At 27.9% G+C, this 22,016-nt stretch carries 22 protein-coding genes; 4 read left to right on the top strand and 18 right to left on the bottom strand.

All coding sequences use genetic code 11. From position 1 onward, the window contains the following. Positions 1 to 56 precede the first annotated feature (56 nt). Both bamD and lon read left to right on the top strand, forming a co-directional pair. Entirely contained in the window at positions 57 to 713 is a 657-nt protein-coding gene (gene bamD, locus L8U37_RS00655) for an outer membrane protein assembly factor BamD (RefSeq protein ID WP_133318782.1), read from the top strand. After that, positions 713 to 3,091, top strand: a complete 2,379-nt coding sequence (gene lon, locus L8U37_RS00650) for an endopeptidase La (RefSeq protein WP_263728327.1) — start codon at positions 713 to 715, stop codon at positions 3,089 to 3,091. The genes bamD and lon overlap by 1 nt, the downstream gene beginning before the upstream one ends. Before the next feature lie 10 nt (positions 3,092 to 3,101). On the opposite strand, the gene L8U37_RS08175 is transcribed toward lon, so the two are convergent. The 11 genes from L8U37_RS08175 to L8U37_RS00595 all read right to left on the bottom strand — a co-directional run bounded on the left by L8U37_RS08175 (position 3,102) and on the right by L8U37_RS00595 (position 14,320). Next, on the bottom strand, positions 3,102 to 3,836 hold the full coding sequence (locus L8U37_RS08175) for a methyl-accepting chemotaxis protein (RefSeq protein ID WP_412174898.1): 735 nt from the start codon (positions 3,834 to 3,836) through the stop codon (positions 3,102 to 3,104). Positions 3,837 to 4,488: 652 nt separating this feature from the next. Beyond that, on the bottom strand, positions 4,489 to 4,980 hold the full coding sequence (locus L8U37_RS00640; RefSeq protein WP_133318779.1) for a PAS domain-containing protein: 492 nt from the start codon (positions 4,978 to 4,980) through the stop codon (positions 4,489 to 4,491). An 85-nt stretch (positions 4,981 to 5,065) separates the two neighbouring features. Then, positions 5,066 to 5,557, bottom strand: a complete 492-nt coding sequence (locus L8U37_RS00635; RefSeq protein WP_133318778.1) for a PAS domain-containing protein — start codon at positions 5,555 to 5,557, stop codon at positions 5,066 to 5,068. A 43-nt stretch (positions 5,558 to 5,600) separates the two neighbouring features. Continuing rightward, complete coding sequence (gene ilvA / locus L8U37_RS00630) at positions 5,601 to 6,812, bottom strand: threonine ammonia-lyase (protein ID WP_263728326.1); 1,212 nt, start codon at positions 6,810 to 6,812, stop codon at positions 5,601 to 5,603. Further along, on the bottom strand, positions 6,805 to 7,176 hold the full coding sequence (locus tag L8U37_RS00625; RefSeq protein ID WP_220567274.1) for a CoA-binding protein: 372 nt from the start codon (positions 7,174 to 7,176) through the stop codon (positions 6,805 to 6,807). The genes ilvA and L8U37_RS00625 overlap by 8 nt, the downstream gene beginning before the upstream one ends. Positions 7,177 to 7,250: 74 nt before the next feature. Next, positions 7,251 to 8,423 carry an MFS transporter gene (locus L8U37_RS00620; protein ID WP_263659077.1) on the bottom strand — a complete coding sequence of 391 codons (1,173 nt, stop codon included), beginning with the start codon at positions 8,421 to 8,423 and terminating at the stop codon, positions 7,251 to 7,253. Positions 8,424 to 8,436: 13 nt separating this feature from the next. Then, the gene (locus L8U37_RS00615; protein ID WP_133318774.1) at positions 8,437 to 8,760 is read right to left on the bottom strand and encodes a MarR family winged helix-turn-helix transcriptional regulator; all 324 of its coding nucleotides are present in this window, start codon (positions 8,758 to 8,760) and stop codon (positions 8,437 to 8,439) included. Positions 8,761 to 9,562: 802 nt separating this feature from the next. Further along, positions 9,563 to 10,600: a tRNA (uridine(54)-C5)-methyltransferase TrmA gene (gene trmA, locus L8U37_RS00610; RefSeq protein ID WP_220567256.1), complete on the bottom strand. Its 1,038-nt coding sequence runs from the start codon at positions 10,598 to 10,600 to the stop codon at positions 9,563 to 9,565. Continuing rightward, positions 10,601 to 12,313 carry a Na+/H+ antiporter NhaC family protein gene (locus tag L8U37_RS00605; protein ID WP_263728324.1) on the bottom strand — a complete coding sequence of 571 codons (1,713 nt, stop codon included), beginning with the start codon at positions 12,311 to 12,313 and terminating at the stop codon, positions 10,601 to 10,603. Between the two features lie 16 nt (positions 12,314 to 12,329). Continuing rightward, the gene (locus L8U37_RS00600; protein ID WP_263669812.1) at positions 12,330 to 13,076 is read right to left on the bottom strand and encodes an SDR family NAD(P)-dependent oxidoreductase; all 747 of its coding nucleotides are present in this window, start codon (positions 13,074 to 13,076) and stop codon (positions 12,330 to 12,332) included. Next, positions 13,073 to 14,320, bottom strand: a complete 1,248-nt coding sequence (locus L8U37_RS00595; RefSeq protein WP_393921267.1) for an ankyrin repeat domain-containing protein — start codon at positions 14,318 to 14,320, stop codon at positions 13,073 to 13,075. The genes L8U37_RS00600 and L8U37_RS00595 overlap by 4 nt, the downstream gene beginning before the upstream one ends. A 108-nt stretch (positions 14,321 to 14,428) precedes the next feature. Between L8U37_RS00595 and L8U37_RS00590 the strand changes: the two genes are divergently transcribed. Next, positions 14,429 to 14,881: a methylated-DNA--[protein]-cysteine S-methyltransferase gene (locus tag L8U37_RS00590; RefSeq protein ID WP_220567261.1), complete on the top strand. Its 453-nt coding sequence runs from the start codon at positions 14,429 to 14,431 to the stop codon at positions 14,879 to 14,881. 1 nt (position 14,882) lies between these two features. Next, a complete protein-coding gene (locus L8U37_RS00585; RefSeq protein ID WP_263664411.1) occupies positions 14,883 to 15,761 on the top strand; it encodes an EamA family transporter in 879 nt (292 codons plus the stop codon). On the opposite strand, the gene truA is transcribed toward L8U37_RS00585, so the two are convergent. The 7 genes from truA to glmU are packed head-to-tail and all read right to left on the bottom strand — an operon-like array spanning position 15,715 to position 21,956. Then, positions 15,715 to 16,449, bottom strand: coding sequence for a tRNA pseudouridine(38-40) synthase TruA (truA, locus tag L8U37_RS00580; protein ID WP_263664410.1), 735 nt, complete (start codon positions 16,447 to 16,449; stop codon positions 15,715 to 15,717). The two genes, L8U37_RS00585 and truA, sit on opposite strands and share 47 nt — an antisense overlap. After that, complete coding sequence (locus L8U37_RS00575) at positions 16,449 to 17,474, bottom strand: LptF/LptG family permease (protein WP_214100351.1); 1,026 nt, start codon at positions 17,472 to 17,474, stop codon at positions 16,449 to 16,451. The genes truA and L8U37_RS00575 overlap by 1 nt, the downstream gene beginning before the upstream one ends. After that, on the bottom strand, positions 17,471 to 18,220 hold the full coding sequence (locus L8U37_RS00570) for a prepilin peptidase (protein ID WP_263662528.1): 750 nt from the start codon (positions 18,218 to 18,220) through the stop codon (positions 17,471 to 17,473). Before L8U37_RS00570 ends, L8U37_RS00575 begins: the two co-directional genes overlap by 4 nt. Then, the gene (gene uppS / locus L8U37_RS00565; protein WP_263660975.1) at positions 18,217 to 18,885 is read right to left on the bottom strand and encodes a polyprenyl diphosphate synthase; all 669 of its coding nucleotides are present in this window, start codon (positions 18,883 to 18,885) and stop codon (positions 18,217 to 18,219) included. The genes L8U37_RS00570 and uppS overlap by 4 nt, the downstream gene beginning before the upstream one ends. 1 nt (position 18,886) lies before the next feature. Continuing rightward, a complete protein-coding gene (locus tag L8U37_RS00560; RefSeq protein ID WP_220567271.1) occupies positions 18,887 to 19,507 on the bottom strand; it encodes a hypothetical protein in 621 nt (206 codons plus the stop codon). Further along, the gene (gene coaBC, locus L8U37_RS00555; RefSeq protein ID WP_263728323.1) at positions 19,504 to 20,667 is read right to left on the bottom strand and encodes a bifunctional phosphopantothenoylcysteine decarboxylase/phosphopantothenate--cysteine ligase CoaBC; all 1,164 of its coding nucleotides are present in this window, start codon (positions 20,665 to 20,667) and stop codon (positions 19,504 to 19,506) included. Before coaBC ends, L8U37_RS00560 begins: the two co-directional genes overlap by 4 nt. Then, positions 20,664 to 21,956 carry a bifunctional UDP-N-acetylglucosamine diphosphorylase/glucosamine-1-phosphate N-acetyltransferase GlmU gene (gene glmU, locus L8U37_RS00550; protein WP_263728322.1) on the bottom strand — a complete coding sequence of 431 codons (1,293 nt, stop codon included), beginning with the start codon at positions 21,954 to 21,956 and terminating at the stop codon, positions 20,664 to 20,666. The genes coaBC and glmU overlap by 4 nt, the downstream gene beginning before the upstream one ends. Between the last annotated feature and the right edge of the window lie 60 nt (positions 21,957 to 22,016).

Raw genomic sequence — 22,016 nt, 5'->3', positions numbered from 1 at the left:
ATTTCATAAACATAAAAACATTATAATTACAATTATTAAATTTATAAGGTAACACAATGAAAAAACTTTTTATTTTTTCACTTATTATTGCAGGTTTATTTTTAGGAGCATGTAGCTCGAAAAAAGCTGAAGATTTATATAATCTAAGTTCTATGGAATGGTATCAACAAATTATAAAAGATTTACAAGAAAAAAATCTTGAAGCAGCTGATAAACACTATACTTCAATGGCAGGTGAGCATATTGCTGATCCATTATTAGAACAAACTTTACTTATATTAGCTCAAGCTCATATTAGTGAAGAAGAATATGAAATGGCAAATTTTTATCTTGATGAATATTTAAACAAATTTGGTGATTCTAAAAATGTAGCTTATATAAGATATTTAAAAATCAAAGCTAAATTTGACTCTTTTGCTGTTCCAAATCGTAACCAAGCCTTAATGCTAAAAACAATAGAAGAAATCAAAGAATACAATCAAAACTATCCCAATGTACAATATAATGATTTAATCGATACCATGCTAACTAAATTTAATCTTGCAGTTTTTTACCTTGATACAAGTATAGCAGAGTTATATCAGAAAAAAAACAGAGAGCAAAGCTATGAGATTTATAAGCAAAAAATCGAAAATTCCGATTTTAATAAAATCGATATGATTAAACCAGAACTTCCATGGTATAGAAAAATATTTGAAGAAGGTATAATGTAATGAAATTAGAAAATACTCAAAACTATCCAACAAAACTTCCCATTCTTGTAGAAGATGAGCTTTTTTTATACCCTTTTATGATAACACCTATTTTTTTAAATGATATGCAAAATATTAAAGCCTTAGATACCGCTTTACAAAATGAAAGTATGATTTTTGTGGCACCATCAAAAATTGAAGGTGGGCGTGGCTTTGATGATATATATGATTGTGGTGTCATTGGGAGTATTATGAGAAAAGTTCCACTGCCTGATGGTAGGATAAAAATTTTATTCCAAGGATATGCAAAAGCCAAGATTGTTGAGAGAATTTCGGATGATCCTTTATATGCTTTAGTTGATTTAATTCATCAAGAGCCAATTTGCAATACAAAAAAAGAAGCTATTATAGAAGTAGTTAGAGAAAAAGCAAAAGCTTTATCGACTGTGAGTCATTATTTTCCACCTGATCTTTTAAGAACTATAGAAGAAGATGTCGAGCCTAGCAGAATTTGTGATCTAATATTAAATTCTATTAAAATCAAAAAACAACAAGCTTATGAATTTTTTATCGAAACTAATTTAGAAACCAAGCTTTTAAATTTAATTGATTATTTAGCTAAAGAAATTGAAGCAAATAAAATCCAAAAAGAAATCAAAAATAAAGTTCATTCTAAAATTGACAAGGTTAATAAAGAATACTTTTTAAAAGAACAACTCAAACAAATTCAAAGAGAGCTTGGAAGCGATATACAAAAAGAAAGCGAAGTAGAGGAATATAATAAAAAATTAGAAAAGAAAAAAGCTTTTATGTATGAAGAGGCTTATAAAGAAATCAAAAAGCAAATTCAAAAATATGAAAGAATTCATCAAGATAATTCAGAAGCTTCTATGGTGCAAACTTACATAGAAACGGTTTTAGATATACCTTTTGAGCACTCCTCAAAGAAAAAACTAAATTTAAAAGATGTATCTTTACAACTCAATAGTGATCACTATGCTCTAGAAAAACCAAAAGAGCGTATTGAAGAATACTTTGCAGTTAAAGAACTTTTAGAAAAACGCAAGATTAAAGATAGAGATGGTGCAAAAGTCATCTTGTGCTTAGTTGGCCCTCCTGGTGTTGGCAAGACTTCTTTAGCAAATTCAGTCGCAAAGGCATTAAAAAGAGAGTTAGTGCGCATAGCTTTAGGTGGTTTAGAAGATGTTAATGAACTAAGAGGACATAGAAGAACCTATATAGGAGCTATGCCAGGACGCATTATACAAGGACTTATAGAAGCAAAACAAAGCAACCCAGTAGTTGTGCTTGATGAGATTGATAAACTAAGTCGCAATCATAGAGGAGATCCAAGTGCAGTTTTACTTGAAATCTTAGATCCTGAACAAAATACTAAATTTAGAGATTATTATCTAAATTTCAACATCGATTTAAGCAAAATCATTTTCATAGCTACTGCAAATGATGCAAGTTTAATTTCACCTGCTCTAAAAGATAGAATGGAATTTATAGAACTTAGCTCTTACACCCCTCAAGAGAAATTCCAAATAGCCAAAAACTATCTCATACCTGATGAAATAAAAAAACATGGATTAAAAAAAGAAGAAATAAGCTTTAGTGATGATGCTATAGAATTAATAGTGAATGAATATACTAGAGAATCAGGTGTAAGAAATTTAAGAAGAAAAATTGCTGAAATTTGTAGAAAATGTGTTAAAAAACTTCTTTTAGAAAAAGATATTAAAAATATTGAAATTAATGATAAAAATTTAAAAGATTTTTTAAGTAAAAAAGTCTTTGAAATAGAAAAGCACGAAAAAGAAAATAAAATCGGACAGGTAAATGGACTTGCTTGGACTGCAGTAGGTGGAGATGTATTGAAAATCGAAGCCATTAAAATCAAAGGCAAGGGTGATCTAACTTTAACAGGAAGCTTAGGTGATGTAATGAAAGAATCAGCAAAAATTGCTCAAAGTCTTGTTAAGAATTTAATCGATGATGAACAAATTAAAGTCTCAAAGAAACTTTTCTGCAAAGAAGATGAAAACATATACAATCAATACAATCTTCACATTCATGTACCAGATGGAGCCACTCCAAAAGACGGACCAAGTGCAGGCATAACTATTACCACAGCCATTGCTTCTATTTTTAGCGACAAGAAAGTAAAATCAAATGTTGCAATGACTGGAGAAATTGATCTAATGGGCAATGTTCTACCAATAGGTGGTTTAAAAGAAAAACTTATTGCTGCTTATAAAGCTGATATTAAAACAGCCATTATCCCACATAAAAACTATGAAAGAGATTTGAAAGATATTCCTGAAGAAGTAGTAAAAAATATGAAAATTATTGGGGTGAAAAATTTACAAGAAGTTTTAAAAATAGCTCTTATCTAAATTAGAAGCTTTAAGCTTCTAATTTATTCATAACTACTCTACTTTCATTTTCAAGTTCTCTTATATCATTAATAATAGAGTCATAATCTTCTTTTGATATATTATCCTTTTTAGCTATTTTTATAGCTTTACTTGCCGCGCTTTGTATTTTCTCACTCTTAATCTCCATTTCATTTTGAGAAATTAAAGGACAGAAAATACTTTTTGCATCTTCATCTTTACATAAAGTTGAAATAGGATCTAGATTTTGAAGATTTTCTTGAGAACCATTTAGAGTTAAATAAACATCAGATTTATATAATATATGATCTATTTTCATTGCAGAAAGAGTTAAATCAGAAGCAAAATTAACAAATTCTTTTCCTAAATGAGAGCTTTTATCCTCTAATTCTTTAAATGCCTCACTAAAATCAGCAACTTTACTATCAGAAGAATTTGCAATATCAAACACTTTTTCGCTATTTTCTTGTATAGAAGCAATTTCTTGATTCATTACTTGAATTGCTAAAGTAATTTCACCTGTTGCTTTTTGTGTTTTTTCAGCAAGTTGTCTTACTTCATCTGCAACTACCGCAAAACCTCTACCATGCTCTCCCGCACGAGCTGCTTCAATAGCTGCATTTAATGCAAGTAGGTTAGTTTGATCTGCAATATCCCTAATTACCTCAACAATTGCATTGATACTCTGAGCATTAGATGCAAAAGTATTTACAGCATTTTTACTTTCATCAGCCACTTGCATCATTGATGAAATTGAATCCTGTAAATTACCTACTTCTAAACCATTTTTTTGTGCTGTATTTGAGATTATTCTAATATCACCAAAAACTTCTCTCATAAGTTTGATGATTTTATTTAATGCAGAAGACAAATCGTTTAAATTTTTATTTTGACTATTTAAACTCAAGTCCATAAGTTCTCTTGATAAAGCATTTTTAAAAACAGATTTTCCTGTTTTTTCTATATCATCTAAAGCTTTATTAATAAAGTTAATATTATGAACAAAAATACCTTTTAAACCTTCAGGGATAGCTCTTCTAAAATATTCACCTTTTTGAGAACAAGCAATTGAAGTATTTATCTCTCTTAAATAAGCTTCTAAACCATCTATTGTATTATTAAGATTATCAGCAATTTCTTTTAATTTTTTATTAGCACATTTAATATATACAATTCTTGAATCAAAATTACCATTTTTTAACTCTCTACTAAGATGTAAAATCTTATCGCTAAATTGTTCTTCTTTTTTTAAAATAAACAATCCATATATAAATAAACAAAACAAAACTAAAAAGAAACCTAAGGAAATAAACTCTGCATAAAACAAAGAATTAATACAAGCTACTATGCTTAAAACTATACCAAGAAACAAAATATTTTTCATAAGAAATCCTTTTTTATTTTTGAATTTTCATCATTAGTTCATTATAGGTCACCCCATAAGATTTTACTATTGCTTTTAACTCTTCTATTCCAGATTTAATACCACCATCTTTTTCTTTCAACAAAAGAACTTTATAAATTTCTTCTATTGTTTTGATAGCTTCCATATTTGGTTTTCTTCTAACTGAATAATAATTTAAAATGTTTCCATTTTCATCACATGAAGCAGTTATATTAGCAAAAACCCAATAATAATCATTATATTTTGTTTTATTTTTTACAAAAGCAAAAACTTCTTTTTTAAGCTGAATGTTATCCCATAAATATTTAAAAACCGTTCTTGGCATATCAGGATGACGCATGATACTGTGAGGTTTGTATAAAATTTCCTCAATTTTATAATCAGAATATCTCAAAAAATCCTCATTTGCATAAATAATCTCACCTTTTAAATTAGTTTTTGATGTTATTAAAACATCCGAGGTTAGAATTTTTTCTGAAGACATAACACAATCTCCTTAGTTTAAAATTAAAATGGGAGTAATTATATCTCAATATAAAATAATAATTTATAAACAAAATTTATCAAATTCATCTTTGAAGCTCTAAAATTAATTGATTATAACTCATACCATAAGAATTAACTATCTTAACAAGTTCATCCACTCCGGCTTTTATACCATCTTTTTCTTCTATTTCTAAAAGAATTTTATAAACTTGCTCTATGGTTGATATTGCCTCTCTTTTAGGTTTTCTTCTAACTGAATAATAATTTATAATATTTCCTTGTTCATCAAAAGAAGCTGTAACATTAGTAAAAACCCAATAATAATCATTTTGTTTGGTTTTATTTTTAACAAAAGCAAAAATTTCTTTTCCATCTTGTATATAATCCCATAAACATTTAAAAACAGTTTTTGGCATATCAGGATGACGCACAATATTGTGAGGTTTATATAAAATTTCCTCCATTTTATAACCCGCATATTTTAAAAAATCATCATTAGCATAAATAATATCCCCTTTTAAATCTGTCTTAGAGGTTATTAATGTATCTGGTTCTAAAATTTTTTCTTGCGACATTTTTTTCCTTATAATTTATTTACAAAATATTATATTTCATTTATCATAAAATTTCATTGAAATTAAAACCTTTGTCATAAAGTATCTTTCTGACTAATTCTTGATGTTCTTTTCCTTTTGTTTCTAAAGTAATTGAAATCATCGCATCACCATATTCTAACTTAGTGGAAAATCTATCATAATCAATTTTAACTATATTAGCTTGAGCTTCTTTTATAGCATCACTCAAAGTACTCAAAGCTCCTGGTTTATCAACCAAAGTAACATTGATAAGCATTTTTCTAAAAGCTTTAAACAAACCTTTTTCTATGATAATATTTAACATTTGTACATCAATATTTCCACCGCTTAAAATCACGCCTATTTTTTTATGATTTTTTAAATCTATTTTTTTATGTAAAAGTGCAGCAACTGCTGATGCTCCAGCACCTTCAACTGTGATTTTGTGTTTTTCAAGTAAATACAACACCGCATTAGCTATTTCTTCATCATCAACTTGAATAAAATCATCAACACATTCAAGAATAATATCAAAATTAATTTTATTTACATCACGCACCGCAATACCATCAGCTATGGTTCTCACAGCCTTTGAATTGATTATTTTTTTACTTTTAAAACTCTCATACATAGCAGGAGCTCCTTTAGCACTCACTCCAATAACTTTTATATTAGGATTAATCTGCTTAGCAGCACTCGCCACTCCACTAATCAAACCTCCACCACCAACTGGAGCTAAAATCATATCTAAATCACTTATTTCATCAAGCATTTCAAGCATTAAAGTACCCTGCCCTGCTATAATACTTTCATTTTCAAAAGGATGAATAAAATTTAAATGATGTTCTTTAGCATAATTTAACGCATAAGCATAAGCCTCATCAAAATTATCTCCTTTTAAAATCACTTTTGCACCTAAATTTTTAGTCGCACTTACTTTTAGCAAAGGTGTAGCTTCAGGCATAACAATCACAGCTTCTATCCCAAATTTTTTAGCACTAATCGCAATTCCTTGTGCATGATTTCCAGCGCTTGCAGCTATTACACCTGCTTGCTTTTGTTCTTTACTTAAATTAGCAATAGCATTATAAGCACCTCTGATTTTATAAGCACCTGTTTTTTGTAAATTTTCACATTTTAGAAAAACATCAGTATCTAAAAACTCACTTAAAAAAGAAGAGTGCACCAAAGGGGTTTTTAATACAAAATCTGCAATTTTTTGCTTTGCTTGATAAATTTTATTTAACTCAATCATGATTTACCTTTTTATCTAATTCTATTTTAATACAACGATCTTGAACGCAATTTATACCAAATTTTTTACATTTTTGCATTATTTCATCGTTAATAATACCAAGTTGCATCCAAAAATTTTTAACATTTTTAGCTAAAAGATCTTCAAAAATTTCATTTGCGTAACTTGCTTTTCTAAACATTACAACCGTGTCAATTTCAGAAGGAATTTCCCTTAAATTTCTATAAACTTTCTCGTTTAAAATAAAATCTTCTTTAGGATAGATAGGATAAATTGTATAAGATAAATCTTGTAAATATTTGCTTACAAAATACGAAGGTTTTTCTTGATTAGGACTAAGTCCTATAATGGCGATATTTTTCATAGAACTTAGTATTTTATGAGTATCACACAATGCTTTTTCCTTATTTTTAAAAAAGCATTGTATCTAAAATAAAATTAACAAAAAGTTTTTTTAACTATTAATAAATAATATAAAACAAGAGCAAACAAAACAAGTACAGCACAAAGTGCATAGACATTAGCAAAACCTATACTTGGTTCAACAATACCCAACAAATAAGGACTAACTCCTATGCCAAAATCCAAAGATAGAAAAAAAGTAGAATTAGCTAACCCCATTTTTTCTTTAGGAGCTAGTTTGATAGCCAAAGCTTGTGCACTTGAAGTAGCATTTGCATAACCTAGTGCACAAAATATACCGGCGATAATAATCATATAAAAATTTTTTGCAAACGCAAGTAAAAGTAAACACAATATAAAACTAAATAATGAAAAAATTATTACAATATTAGCTCCATGTTTATCAAATACCTTTCCAGCAAGAGGTCTAAAAACTATAGAAAATCCAGCATATATTACAAAAAACATAGATCCAGCAAAGCTTAAATTTAAACTTTGAGTATAAGCACTCATATAAGCTATAATAGCTCCAAAAGGACATGCGATCAAAAAAGTAATCAAAGCCAAATTTAAAACTGATTTTTCAAAATAATTATAAATACTAAATTTTCTTTTTACATGATAATGTTTTTTAAATCTTCTTACTTTTAAAAAAATTGATAAAACTAATGCAAAGATAATACTCACACTTGCAATTAAAAAGCTTAGTTGAAATAAGTTGATAGAGTCAAGTTTTATGGCCAAAAAAGGCCCTAAAGCTGAAGTTAAAACAACACTCGTAGCATAATACCCTATACCAATTCCTCTTTTATTACTAGGTATTATTCTAGCAATAGCTGCCCCACAAGCACAAGAACAAATTCCATAGCAAACTCCAGCTAGAAAGCGTATCAATACCAAAAAATACACATTATAAAATTTCAAATACATTAAATTAATAAAAAGATAAAATAAAAGTGAAAATATAATCACTTTTTTTATATTAATACCATCAATAATAGAACCAAAATAAAGTCTAGAAAGCAAAGCACCTATAACAAAAGCACCCATTATAAGTCCTGCGGTGCTAGTTTGAAGATTTAAAACACCCAAAACATAATCTGTACTAGAAATAGTACTCATATAAAAAACAAGACAAATAACAAAATTTATCCCAAAAATACAGAAAAAATTTATATTAAATAAATTATATTTCTTACTAAGACCCATGAAAAAACCTTTCTTAAATTTTTTCATTGATATAATCAAGTAATTTTAAAAGCACTTCTTGATCTTGTTCATCTAATATATCTAAGATTTCTTTTTCATATTTTCTTATACAAACATTTGCATCAAAAAAAATTTCTTTACCCTTGGCACTTAAAGTAATGATCTTTTCTCTTTTATCATCAGCTTTTAAAAACTCTATATATTCAAGTTTTGCTAGTTTGGAAACAACTCTAGAAAGTATAGCTTTATCCATTTGATAAAATTCACATATTGGAGCTAAAGTGCTATTTTGATGATGGCTTAAATAAACAAAAACTCTCCAATCACTTGATTTCAATCCAAATGGCTTTAAAATTTCATTGACTTTATAGAGTATTTTTCTATTTGTATAAGTAATTTTTTGAAAAAATATGAGAAATCCTTTGTAAAAATTAATTGATTAAATCAACTATTTTAATAGTAACAAAGATTACATAAATTCTAACTTATATAAGTTTTTTCCTTAAGTACATTCTGCATTTAAGATAAAAAATATCAAAAAATTAAAGCTTGTAACTTTGTTATAATATTTTAAATTTACAAATATTTGTAGTATTGACAAACTCAAATTAGCTTAGATTAAACTATGACTTTAGAGACTTTATTTATATAATAAAACTTGCATTATTATTTTATAATGCTTAACATAATTTAACATAAATCAATAAATTTTACCACTAAGTATTATAAAATATTAAAAATTATCACAATAAAGGTTGTAATCATGATCGATATTTATCCTTATATACTAATAATACATTTATTTTGTGCTATATTTTTTATAGGATTTTTATTTACCGATGTATTCTTATTAAGAAAATTAAATTTGGATATAAAAAATACAATTAAAATAATGCCACCTATTGTATTGATTTTATTTCTTAGCGGTTTATATTTAGCTCATTTTCACTTAAATTCATTAAATTGGATATTTATTTGCAAAATATTCTTTGCTTTTTGTATTTTTATATTAATACTATTTTCTCTTTTTTATAAAATAATCTTAAAAAAACAAAATCCTTTTCATGCATATATTCATCCTATTGTATTTATTTTTACTATAATTATTGTAATATGTGCAAAATTAATGTTTTATATTGTTATTTGATTTTCAAATAAACACCACATTCAAGATGATTTGTGTTTGCAAATTGATCAAAAAATGCAAATTTGGATATTTTATGAGTTTTGCATAATTTCTCAAGGTTTTCTTTTAAAGTGATAGGATTGCACGATATATAAATGATATTTTCATAATTTTTAATAAGTTCAATCACACTTAAATCAAGTCCTGCTCTTGGAGGATCAACTAAGACATGAGATATTTTAAAACCATCTAAATCTATGTCTTTTAAGCGATTAAATTCCCTTTCTTTTTTCAATGCTTGACTTAACTCTTCACTAGAAAGCCTTGTAAAAGTTATATTTTCAATAGAATTTAAAACGCAATTTTTTAAAGCAAACTCAATATTTTTCTTAGAAATTTCAGTTGCTAAAACTTTTTTAAAATTTCTTGCTAAAGCTATGGTAAAATTTCCATAACCACAATAAAGCTCTAATAAATCTTGCTTAAAATCACTCTCTACACAAGATACAACCCATTCGTTCATCTTTTCATTAATAAAAGTATTGGGTTGGATAAAACAATCATTATTAAACTCATATAAAAATTCATTTGTATTGATATTTAAAATTTGTCTTAAATTTTCTCCATTAAATACAAGTTTTTTACCCCTACTTCTTGCTATGAGCTTGAGATTTAATTTTTCTGCTAATTCTTGTAAATCTTGTGTGATTAGCTCTATATTTTTATGGAAAAGTAAAGTTATACTTAAATCTAATTTTGTAGCTAAAAACTCTACTCCAAAAAGCTTTTCTTTTAAATTTTCATTTAGATTATTTAATAAAATAGGCATATATTTTTGAATTTTTTCATCTGCTATATCAAAATTTTCAATAGGAATTTTTTTCTTATTTTCAAACATTGCATAAGAAATTTTCCCATTTTCATGATGATATATAGAAAATTCCGCCCTAGTTCTATAAGCTTTTAAAGGTGATTTAAAGCACTGAATTTCTCCATCATATAAAGAAGAAAACAATGCTTTGTTTAAAGCAATTTTTTCTTCAAAATGCATTTACGCATCTACCTTTTTGCCAACCACAAAAAGTAAAACTATCATAGCTAAGATTCCAAAAACAAGTCCTAGCCACACATTAAGTCCTAATGCTACCGGTAAATAACCACAAAGTATACTAATAGCACAAACACTCAAAGCATAAGGCATTTGTGTACTAACATGAGCTAAAAGATCACACTTACTTCCCATAGACGAAAGTATAGTTGTATCAGAAATTGGCGAGCAATGATCTCCAAAAATAGCTCCTGTTAAAACCCCTGAAATATTAATAATCATATATTGGTGTAACTCTGCTCCGCTTAATTCATTATGAACCCCAACAGCCATAGCTAAAGGAATAGCCAAAGGCATTAAAATACCCATAGTTCCATAACTAGTTCCCGTTGAAAAAGAAATAATAGAAGCAAAAATAAAAATTGCTGTAGGAAGCAAATAAAGAGGTGTTTTATCTGAAAATAAGTCAATTAAATATTTAGAAGTCCCCAAATCTTTAATCACAGAAGCTAATGACCATGCACAAAGTAAAATAATCACAGTCATAATCATAGTTCTCCAGCCATGAGTCCAAACCGCAATAGCTTCTTTTAAAGTAAATATTTTTCTATACATTCCCAAAATAATAGCTACTATGGTAGCTAAAAGTGCTGCTTGAAATAATACAACTGAAGCATCAGCTGCGCCAAAAGTCTCTCTAAAAGCAAATAAACTAAACGGTGCTGCATCAATTTGTGCTTTAACACTCACATCATCTAAGGCATTATAACCACTAAAATAAAAACCTATAAATGAAAACACAATCAAAACAGCCAAAGGTATAATAGCATTAGAAGCTTGCAATTTTACATGCTCTTTTGGCTCTAAGACCTTATCTTCTATATTATCAATTTGCTCATGACCATGAGAAAATTTACCCGCTCTAGCTCTAAGTTCAGCTTTTAACATAGGTCCAAATTCCCTACCTGTATAAATAGTCAAAACAACAAAAATCAACATAAAAAGATTATAAAATCTATAAGGTAAGGTTTGTACAAAAATTTCAAAAGCGTTAATTTCTTCTTTTACTACACCTAAATGTGCAAAAGTTGCATTATCAATTAGATCATATCCGCTACGAATTAAAGAAATTTCAAGTCCTATCCAAGTAGAAATGATAGCAAGACCGGTAATTGGTGCTGCAGTTGCATCCATAATAAAAGCAAGTTTTTCACGGCTTACTCTAAATTTATCTGTTACCGGACGCATGATAGGACCTACGATTAATGAATTGGCATAATCATCAAAGAAAATAAAAATTCCCATACACCAAGTAGCAAATTGTGAGCTTTTTGCTTGTTTAGCTTTAGTAGAAAGCCAAAGAGCTACTGCTTTTGTCCCCCCTGTTTTAGTAATAAGAGCTACAACACCACCTATGGTTAAAACTTGCAATAAAATTCCTGCATTACCAGGACTTGCCATAGCATTTACCACTTTAGAAATAAAGCCTGTAAAAGAAGCTATGATAGCATGGTAAATACTATTTTCAATAAGTCCTAACATAAAAGTACCACTTAATGCACCAATAAATAACGAAAGTACTACATCTTTAGTAACAAAAGCTAAAATAATAGCTATCACCGGTGGTAAAAGCGTCCAAACTCCAAAAAGTTCCGCATTTGCTTGTGCATCAGCAAATAACAACAAAGGAGCTAATAATAAATAAAAAATTTTCATAATTATCCTTAAGTTTTTATATTTTTTCGCTAAAAGTTCCTGCCCATGTTTGAGTCACAGGCATAAGCTCTATTTCATTAATATTAATATGCTCAGGTAAGCTAATGATAAAAGTAATAATTTTTGCTATATCTTCAGCTTTGATATATTTAGTATTTTCATAAACCTCATCAGCTTTTTTAATATCACCTTTAAATCTCACTTCACTAAATTCAGTTTTACAAAGCCCTGGAGCGATATTTGTTACTTTTATATTACTTCCACGCAAATCCGTTCTTAAAGCTTTGGAAAATTGTGCCACAAAAGCCTTAGTTCCACAATAAACATTACCTCCATAATAAGGCACATTAGCTGCAATTGAGCCAAGATTAATTATGTGGGCATTTTTTGCTTTTCTAAGTAAAGGTAAAGCAGCTCTTGCTACATATAAAAAGCCTTTGATATTAGTATCTACCATGGCTTCAATATCTTCAATATCCAAAGAATCAAATTCATTTAAACCTAAAGCAAGACCTGCGTTGTTAATAAGCAAAGAAATATTGCCAAAATCTTGAGGTAAATTTTCAATTGATGCAAAAACTGCTTGTTTATCTCTAACATCAAGTTCTATGGGATAAATTTTATCCCCATAAAGCTCTTGTAGTTTTTCTAATCTATCTTTGCGTCTTGCTATAGCTATAACTTTATAATCAAGTTCTATTAAAGCTTTTAAACTCTCTAGTCCAAAACCTGAACTTACTCCAGTTATTAAAGCAGTTTTCATGGTTGTGTCTCTTCATATAGCATCAAATTCTCATTTTCCTTTAAACCAAGTTTTTTTAGATATTTAATATTTTGTTCTTTTTTTGCAATTATGGCAAAATCAAGAGCGTTAAATCCCAAATCATCAATTTCTTTATAATTTGCTTTGTAATCTATAAGTAACTTAAGCATTTTTACATCTGCATAGTTTGCTCCATGCATAAAAATATTTTTAGAAGTATGCTCAAGTGCACATAAAGTAATGAAATATGGCGTATTACTTCCCATACTAGCAATAGAAAGTTTTTCATTATCGTTAATGTATTTTTGATTTGCATTAGCTCCATTTTCTAATAAAACTTTTGCAACCTTATAATTGTTGTATTCAACTGCATAAAACAAAGGTGTTTTTCCAAAAGAATTTCTATAATCAATAATAGCCCCATTTTCTAATAAAAGCTTGACATTATCTGCACTATCTAATGCAAAAAACAAAGCAGACTCATAACCTTCATTTATTTTTACACCTAATTTTATAAACTCACTTATAATTTGACTTTCTCTATTGTTTAACAAAGCAGATTTAAAACCATTATTTAATTCTAAATTGCTAATTTTTTTAGAATAAATATATTCTTTTATTTGTTCTAAAGAGTTGTTTTTATTAGCCACAAATTTTTCAAAGTCCGAAATATCTTTAAAGATTTTAGTCTCGCCAACTGCCCAATTTAAAAATTCATTCAAAGCATTACTAGCAAAGTAAATAGCACTTGCTTTATCTAAATTAAATTCGTTTTGAAAATATTTTGTTAAAGGATTAATCGCATTATTATATTCTTTCCAAAATTCCTTAAAGAGCTTAAAATTTCCTATACTTTGATAAGCCCAAAATCTAAAATAAGCTTTTAATTTTGCAAATTTTTCTTCAAGTATTATAGGATCTTGTAAAGTTTTTTGATAAACTTGCGGATCAAGCGCAATTTCTAATAATTTAAAATCAAATTTTCTCAAATCGCTAAAATATTCCCCTCCCATACAGGCACTATTGCTTCCTCTAATTTCATTAGCAAGCTCATATAATCTTTTTGTAATTTGACTATTTTTTAAAGAAAAATCGCAATTTAAATCTACTTGAGCAAAATCTTGAGAAAATTGTGGTTTAAACTCTTTAAAAAAATCCATCTTATTTTCTTTGACATACCCACAAGTGTAATCTAAAGCTAATGCATTTAAACTTATAATCAAACTAAATAATAAAATCCTCAAATATTTTCCTTTGATATAAATTAAATCACTATTTTAACTAAATTTTTGCTTTAATAACAATTAATTAATTTAAAATTCATAGAATGATTATTTTAAAATGAGGAAAAAATGTATCAAAGTTTTTACAAAGCTAGTTTTGCTTATATTCTTTTGCAGAGCAATGAAAATAAACTTATCAATGTTGATTTTATAACATATAAGCCCAATTTTAGCAAAGATAAACACATTATTTTAGAACAAGCCTTAGAAGAACTAGACCTTTATTTTAATAAAAAACTTTTTTTCTTTAATACACCCCTAGCTCTTCAGGGGAGCGAATTTGAGCAAAAAGTATATAAAGCTTTAATTAAAATTCCCTATGGACAAACTAAAACATATCAAGAAATTGCTTCTTTTATCAATCATCCAAAAGCTTTTAGAGCGGTAGGTAATGCAAATTCTAAAAACAAACTTGCAATTTTTATACCTTGTCATAGAGTGGTAGCTAAAAATCACTTAGGCGGATACAATGGTGGTTTATTTATCAAAGAAGCTTTACTTAAATTAGAAGGTGTGCTTTAAAATGCCAAGTTTATTACTAGCAAGTTTTATTTGGGCTTTTTCTTTTCCATTAATTGGGCATTTTATAACCTTAGAAATGGATAGTTTTTTTGCTGCATTTGCAAAAGTTTTTTTGTCTTTATTAGTATTTTTACCTTTTTTAAATTTTAAGCTGAATTTGCATTTAAAACTAAAACTCATAAGCATTGGAGCTTTACAACTTGGTGTGATGAATTTATTTTATTATCATTCTTTTTTATATTTAAGTGTAAGCGAAGTGGCACTTTTTACGATTTTTACACCTTTTTATGTTGTACTTTTTTATGGGCTTTTTTCAAAAAATCTTAGATATTTATATTTTATAAGTATTTTTATATGTATTGTAGGTGCTTTTGTAGTTAAATTTGATAATATTAACTCTAATTTTTTATATGGTTTTTTACTTATTCAAGGAGCTAATTTAGTATTTGGCGCTGGACAAAGTTTTTATAAAATTTTATTAGAAAAAAATACAAACTTAAACCAAAAAGAAGCTTTCGCTTATTTTTATTTAGGCGCAACCAGTATAACCTTACCTGCTTTTTTATTTTTTGGAGATTATAATAATTTACCATCCAATTTAAGTTCTTGGATAGCTTTGATTTATCTTGGGACTATTGCTTCAGGATTTGGATATTTTTTATGGAACAAAGGCTCCACTGAAGTAGATAGCGGGGTTTTAGCTTTGATGAATAATGCCATTATACCTATAAGTATTTTTATCAATATGAGTATTTTTGGAGTAGATGTAGAGCTACTACCTTTTTGCATAGGGACCTTGATCATTCTTTTTTCATTTTTTATACATAGAAAAATCATGCATTATTATAATAAGAAATCTTACTCAAATACAAACCACTAGCAGGAGCTAAAAATCTACAATGAGCTTTTTTGGCATTGATTTGATCTAAAAGCTCATTTTTGCTCATTTTTCCTTCTAATACTTTTAAAATACTTGCCATCATCATTCTAATTTGAGATCTTAAAAAACCATTTGCTTCAAAATAAAACACAGTGTAATTTTTATAAGCATAAACTCTAGTTTTATACATTTTTCTTATACTTGTTTTATTATCAGAGCCTTCTTTTTGAAAGAGTTTAAAATCATGCTCTCCTTCAAATAAAAAAGCAATTTCCTTGGCTAATTTAATATTTATTTTTGGATAAAAATGCACATATGAGGCTAAAAAAGGATTATATTTTTCATGACTTATAATATAGCGATATGCTCTTTTTTGCACATCAAAACGCACTTGGAAATTTTCTTGCATTCTTTGGATATGCTTTATATGTATAAATGGGTGTGCAAAATGATTGATTTTATTTTTTAAATATACAAAATCTTTAAAATGTTCTCCTGCTTTTACACAAGCAACTGCATTAAATGCATGCACACCTTTATCAGTTCTTGAAGCAAATAAAGGTTTTTCATAAATACCCAAATGCGACAAGGCCTGCGCTAAGGTATCTTGGACACTAAGCTTATGTGGTTGGGTGGCTGAACCTTGAAATTTAGAACCATCATAAGAAAAAGTTAATTTTAAAAGCATTAATACTTACTTGCAATTTTTGCTTTAAAATAAAACAAAGAAGTAATTAAAAAGCTTGAAAAAATCACAGCGATAGCTACAAAAGGAGGATTATAAAAACTAATCAAAAGCGTAAAATAGGCAAAAATAATCACAAAAATTCCAAAATAAGCAAAACCTTTTTCATAACGATAAGTTACTATACCAAAAGAGAGTGCAAAAAGCACACTAGCTAAAGGAAATAAAGCTATAAGAATATAAATAACAAATTCTTTTGCTTTTTCTTTATTGCTTGTTACATCAGACCAATACCCATAAAAACTTTGAGTATTTAATTCTTTAGAAGAAAGTTTGCTTTTAATTAATAAATTTTTAAAACTAGAAATATGCCAATCTTCTTCTTTAATCTCATAAGCTTTTCCTTCATCTAGCTTAAAAGTAATAACCCCATCATTTGTTTCTAACTTTCCTTCTTTAGCTAAAATCACTTGTTCTTTATCTTGTGGGTTTTTCTTTGGATGATACATTATGATATTTTTATAAGTTTCATCAGAATTTTTGGCATCGATAAAAACAAGCCATTCTCCATATCTTTGTCCAAATTCCCCTGTTTTTATACTTACTTTAGCACTAATTTTTTTATAATCTACAAAATTATCAAAAAGTTCAAAAGATATAGGTATAAAAACCAAGACCACCACAAGCATAAAAGCACTTACTAAAGCTGCAATTTTTGCAAAAAAACTTGCTATCATGCTTGGAGCTATACTCAAAGCAAACAACACTGTGCTTTCATTTTCTCTAGAAAGCCTATAAAAGGCCAAAGTCAAAGCTATGAAAAAAGATATGGGTAGAGTAAAAATTAATATCTTTGGTAAAAGAAAAATATATAATTTGATTAATTCAAAAAAAGTAATTTCAATATAAGCAGTAATTTTAGCAAGTTGTATAAAAAAAATAATCGAAACAATAATAAATAAAGTAAAAAATAAAGATAACATTGTACTTAAAAACTGATTAAGCAAATACTTATAAACTAGTTTCATAATATACTTTCTACACTTAGATTAATCAAAATTCCACAAAATAAAAAAGGAATCATAGGCATTTGATAATCTTTCTTGGCTATTTTTATAAACATCAAAAGACTTAAAAAACTTGCAATAAATAAAATCAAAAAGCCTTTTTCATAGCCAAAAATTCCAAAAATCAAAGCTATTATTATAACATCACCTTCCCCTAAACTTTCTAAAATTTCATCTCTTTTTTTAAAATTTTTAATAAAATTAATCACACTTTTTAGTATAAAAATTAACCCCGCTCCAAAACACACTCTAAATAAAAAGCTATCTTGAAAATCCTCTAAATTTAAACCATTTTGCAAAAAATCAAAACAAAAAGCTAAAATAAATAAAATCCAAAGCCAAAGCTCACTCACTGCTTTTAGATAATAATCCATCCAAGAAAGTGCTAATAATACAGCTAGCATACAAGCAAAAATTAAAATTTGAAAAACATCTTCGATTAAATAAAAAGCAAAGACAAACAAACACGCACAAATAAATTCATTAAAAGGATAAATCAAAGAAATTCTTTCTTTACAAAAAGCACATTTGCCTTTTAAAAATACAAAAGATAACAAAGGAAAAAGATGATAAAATTTCAAAGTTTTAAAACACTTAGGGCATTTTGATCTTGGGCTTATTATGCTTTCTTTATTAATCGTTCTTAAAATCAAAACATTGACAAAAGAACCCACACAAAGCCCTAGTAATAAAAATAAAAATATCATTTACCAAAGGTTCTTTTGCGTTTTTTAAACTCAGTAATGATATTTGTGATTTCTTTTTTAGTAAGTGCAGGAAATAAAGTTTGACTAAAATAAATTTCTGCATAACTTGACTGCCATAATAAAAAATTTGAAATTCTTTTAGCACTCCCTACCCTTAAAAACAAATCCACATCTTCACTTAAGTCAAGATTTGCTTGTATATTTGCTTCATTAATTTCAAGATTTTTTTCAATCACCTTTTTAACCGCTCTAACTATTTCATCCTTGCCTCCGTAAGAAATAGCTAAATTTACGCATAATTTTGTGTAATTTTTAGTTTGTTCTTGAAAATTTTGTATTTTTTTTAAGGTTAATTCATCTAAAAGACTTAAATTTCCTATGGCTTTAAAACGCACTTCATTAGCTATAAATTTATTTAAAGATTCATCAAGATATTTATTTAACAGCTTAAAAAGAAACTCCACTTCTTCTTTTGGTCTTTGCCAATTTTCTGTACTAAAAGCATAAAGGGTTAGATTTTGAATTTTTTCATCTATACATACTTCTATAATTTTTTCAACAACTTTAGCACCTTGACTATAACCAATTTTTTCTAAAAGTCCATTTTTTCTAGCCCATCTTCTATTGCCATCCATTACTACAGCAAGATGCTTTAACTCATTCATTCTATCCCTTTATATCCATCAATCTTTTAAAAACAAACATAGGATTGAGCGTATTAACTACTTCAAATTTAAAATACTCGTTTAAAAAATGTGCTACTTTGGCAAAAGGTGTTTGTATGCGTATGATTTTACCATTATCAATTATAATTTTTAAAGCACCAAAAATTTCAAAATACAAATACACCTCTAAAATATTTCCATTTTTCTTAGCTTCAAATAAAGCTCTATTTCCCTCATAAACAAAAGGTATATGATAAATTCCTTCAAAAAATGCAAAAAACATTTCCTTATAAATTTCAAACTCATATGTGCTTTTGCTTTCCATAAGTCTTTGGATAATGAATTTTTTATACCAAGCTTTTTCATCACCTTCTTGTAAAAGCTTTTCTATGAGTTCAGTCCCTTCTTCAAAAAGTCTAATTTTAGGCTTTTTCAAAAGATTTTTAAAAGAAATCACGCCTTTATCTTCATAAACTTCAGCTAAATATTCCTCCCCTACTTCAAGCTCTATCAAACTTTTTGTTTCAAGCTTTTTAGTGTTTAAAAGCAATACATAGCGATTATATGCGCGTTTTTCTAAAATTTGCATTCTTACAGGTAAGGTTGAGTTGATGATATTCACCAAAGCTTCCTTAATTCTTGTGCTAAAATAAAACCAAGTTTTTCTTTGCTTTGTTTAGAACTTTGAGAGATGCTATCTTTAGTGATAAAACAAATGCTATTTTCATCACTTCCAAAGTTCATTTGCTCATTTAAGACATTTAAACACACCATATCTAAATTTTTACTAACTAAAGATTTTTTAGCATTTTCTAAAGCATTTTGCTCATCAAATTCCATTTTAAAGCCTATTTTTTTGCCTTTAAAATCTAAATTTTTTAAGATATCCTCATTAAGCTTTAATTTTAAATCAAGTCCGTTTAAATGCTCATTTTTCTTAATCTTACCCTTGTAAGCCTCAAGAGTAAAATCACTCACAGCAGCAGCCATAATTAAAGCATCAAAATCTTTGTATTTTTGCAATTTTTCTTTTAGTTCTAAAGAAGATTCAAATTTTTCTAATTTATAAGGTGTTTTAAACTCTACTGAGCTAATTAGCACCACCTTAGCACCTAAAAAATATAAAGCATCAGCAACCGCCTTTGCCATTTTTCCACTTGAAAAATTACTAATACATCTTACATCATCAATTTTTTCTTTAGTGCCACCACCACTTACAATAAAACTTTTATCTTTAAAAAAATCTTCCTGCATTAGACTTCTTTTTAAAGCATTTATAATACTATCAAGCTCAGCCAAAGCTCCTAAGCCTTCATCTTTACAAGCTAGAGTTTTAACTATAGGATCAATGATAATATAGCCTTGCTCTTTTAAATTTTTTAAAGAATTTTGAGTGCTAAAATGTAAATACATGTTTGTATTTGCAGCGGGTGCGATTAAAAATGGTTTATTTTTATCTACTGCTATTAAAGTTTGAATAAATAAATTATCTGCTATACCATAGTTTAATTTATTAATAGAATTTATACTAGCAGGCGCAAAAAGCACACAATCGCAAGTCTTACTAAAAGCTATATGATTATTAGTATTTTGCCAACTTTCATTATCTTCACATAAAACTTCATCCGCTAAAGCTTCAAAGCTAAGCTTAGTGCCAAATTTTAAAACTCCCAAACTTAGTAAAACTTTAATCCTAAAACCTTCTTTTTTTAATAAAGAAATAAGCTCATAAGCTTTATAAAAGGCTATGCTTCCACTTACTGCTAGTAAGATTGTTTTCATTTTTTACCTAGTTTTTTATAGTAAAAATCTTCTATAATTTGCGTCTTTGCTCTATTAATATACAAAGAGCCTTTTTCTACATCCTTACACACAGTGCTTCCTGCTGCGATGATTACCTCATCTTTTATCTCAACCGGAGCGATAAATTGCGTATCTGAACCCACAAAAACATTTTTACCTATTTTGGTCTTATGCTTTTTAACCCCATCATAATTACAAGTGATAGTGCCACAACCTATATTAGTTCCCTCATCTATCTCACAATCCCCTAAATAACTCAAATGCCCTGCTTTAACTCCATTTAATAAAGCATTTTTACATTCTACGAAATTTCCTATATGGGTATTTTTAAGCCGGCATTTTGGACGCAAATGCGCTAAAGGCCCTACATCGCTATTTTCTACTATACTATCTTCAATCACACTTGAACTTTTAATGATAGAATTAATGATTTTTGATTTTCCTTCTATACGCACATTTTCATACACCTCACACTCACCTACAAACTCAACTTCATCTGAAATAAAAGTCGTCGCAGGCATGTGAAAAATCACTCCTTGCTTCATCCATTCTTTTTTAATCGCTTCTTGCATAAGATCTTGAGCTAGGCAAAGCTCAATTTTATCATTTACCCCCATAAAATCTTGCTCATTTACAAACACCGCATCGATTTCATAGCCCTTTTCTTTTGCTAAATAAACCGCATCGGTTAAATAATACTCTTTAGCTTTATTATCATTTTTTATCAAAGGCAATACTTCTTTTAAAATTTGTGCTTTTATAGCATAAACACCACTATTGCAAATGTTTATAGCAAGTTCTTCTTTGCTTGCATCTTTTGTTTCTACTATTTTTTGAATTTTATTTTCTTTTAAAACTATTCTTCCATAACTTTTTGGATCTTTTGCCTCAAAAACTGCCACATTAAAATCACTCTCATTTAAAGCTATTTTTTCTAAATCATCTGCTTTAACCAAAGGCATATCGCCACATAAAATCAACACTTTTTCATGCTTACTCTCATAACCCCTTAAAGCCCCTGCAGTACCTGGAAAATTTTGCAAGTCTTGTTCTAAAAAGCGTGTATTTGGAAAATACTCTAAAACAACTTGTTCAACCTTTTCTTTTTGATGAGAAAGCACCACACATACATCATCACTAATTTTATATGCTTGTTTTAAAATATGTAAAATCATTGCTTTTGAGCAAATTTTTTGAAGCACTTTTGGATTTTGTGATTTCATACGCGTGCCAAGTCCAGCAGCCAAAATAAGCACAGAAATTTTCATAATTTACCTTTGTTTTAAAAATTATTGCTTATTTTAACAAGCTAAAGTAAAAATTCTTAC

It is taken from the genome of Campylobacter sp. RKI_CA19_01122 (assembly GCF_025771325.1).
GTDB classification, from domain to species: Bacteria; Campylobacterota; Campylobacteria; order Campylobacterales; family Campylobacteraceae; genus Campylobacter_D; species Campylobacter_D lari_D.
The sequence above is the reverse complement of the archived record's forward strand: the minus strand, read 5'-3'. Positions and strand labels throughout refer to the sequence as shown.

Coding starts and splice junctions, on each gene's coding strand:
- bamD (WP_133318782.1), top strand. CDS start 57: ATGAAAAAACTTTTTATTTTTTCACTTATTATTGCAGGTTTATTTTTA.
- lon (WP_263728327.1), top strand. CDS start 713: ATGAAATTAGAAAATACTCAAAACTATCCAACAAAACTTCCCATTCTT.
- L8U37_RS08175 (WP_412174898.1), bottom strand. CDS start 3,836: ATGATGCAAGTGGCTGATGAAAGTAAAAATGCTGTAAATACTTTTGCA.
- L8U37_RS00640 (WP_133318779.1), bottom strand. CDS start 4,980: ATGTCTTCAGAAAAAATTCTAACCTCGGATGTTTTAATAACATCAAAA.
- L8U37_RS00635 (WP_133318778.1), bottom strand. CDS start 5,557: ATGTCGCAAGAAAAAATTTTAGAACCAGATACATTAATAACCTCTAAG.
- ilvA (WP_263728326.1), bottom strand. CDS start 6,812: ATGATTGAGTTAAATAAAATTTATCAAGCAAAGCAAAAAATTGCAGAT.
- L8U37_RS00625 (WP_220567274.1), bottom strand. CDS start 7,176: ATGAAAAATATCGCCATTATAGGACTTAGTCCTAATCAAGAAAAACCT.
- L8U37_RS00620 (WP_263659077.1), bottom strand. CDS start 8,423: ATGGGTCTTAGTAAGAAATATAATTTATTTAATATAAATTTTTTCTGT.
- trmA (WP_220567256.1), bottom strand. CDS start 10,600: ATGCATTTTGAAGAAAAAATTGCTTTAAACAAAGCATTGTTTTCTTCT.
- L8U37_RS00605 (WP_263728324.1), bottom strand. CDS start 12,313: ATGAAAATTTTTTATTTATTATTAGCTCCTTTGTTGTTATTTGCTGAT.
- L8U37_RS00600 (WP_263669812.1), bottom strand. CDS start 13,076: ATGAAAACTGCTTTAATAACTGGAGTAAGTTCAGGTTTTGGACTAGAG.
- L8U37_RS00590 (WP_220567261.1), top strand. CDS start 14,429: ATGTATCAAAGTTTTTACAAAGCTAGTTTTGCTTATATTCTTTTGCAG.
- L8U37_RS00585 (WP_263664411.1), top strand. CDS start 14,883: ATGCCAAGTTTATTACTAGCAAGTTTTATTTGGGCTTTTTCTTTTCCA.
- truA (WP_263664410.1), bottom strand. CDS start 16,449: ATGCTTTTAAAATTAACTTTTTCTTATGATGGTTCTAAATTTCAAGGT.
- L8U37_RS00575 (WP_214100351.1), bottom strand. CDS start 17,474: ATGAAACTAGTTTATAAGTATTTGCTTAATCAGTTTTTAAGTACAATG.
- L8U37_RS00570 (WP_263662528.1), bottom strand. CDS start 18,220: ATGATATTTTTATTTTTATTACTAGGGCTTTGTGTGGGTTCTTTTGTC.
- uppS (WP_263660975.1), bottom strand. CDS start 18,885: ATGAATGAGTTAAAGCATCTTGCTGTAGTAATGGATGGCAATAGAAGA.
- coaBC (WP_263728323.1), bottom strand. CDS start 20,667: ATGAAAACAATCTTACTAGCAGTAAGTGGAAGCATAGCCTTTTATAAA.
- glmU (WP_263728322.1), bottom strand. CDS start 21,956: ATGAAAATTTCTGTGCTTATTTTGGCTGCTGGACTTGGCACGCGTATG.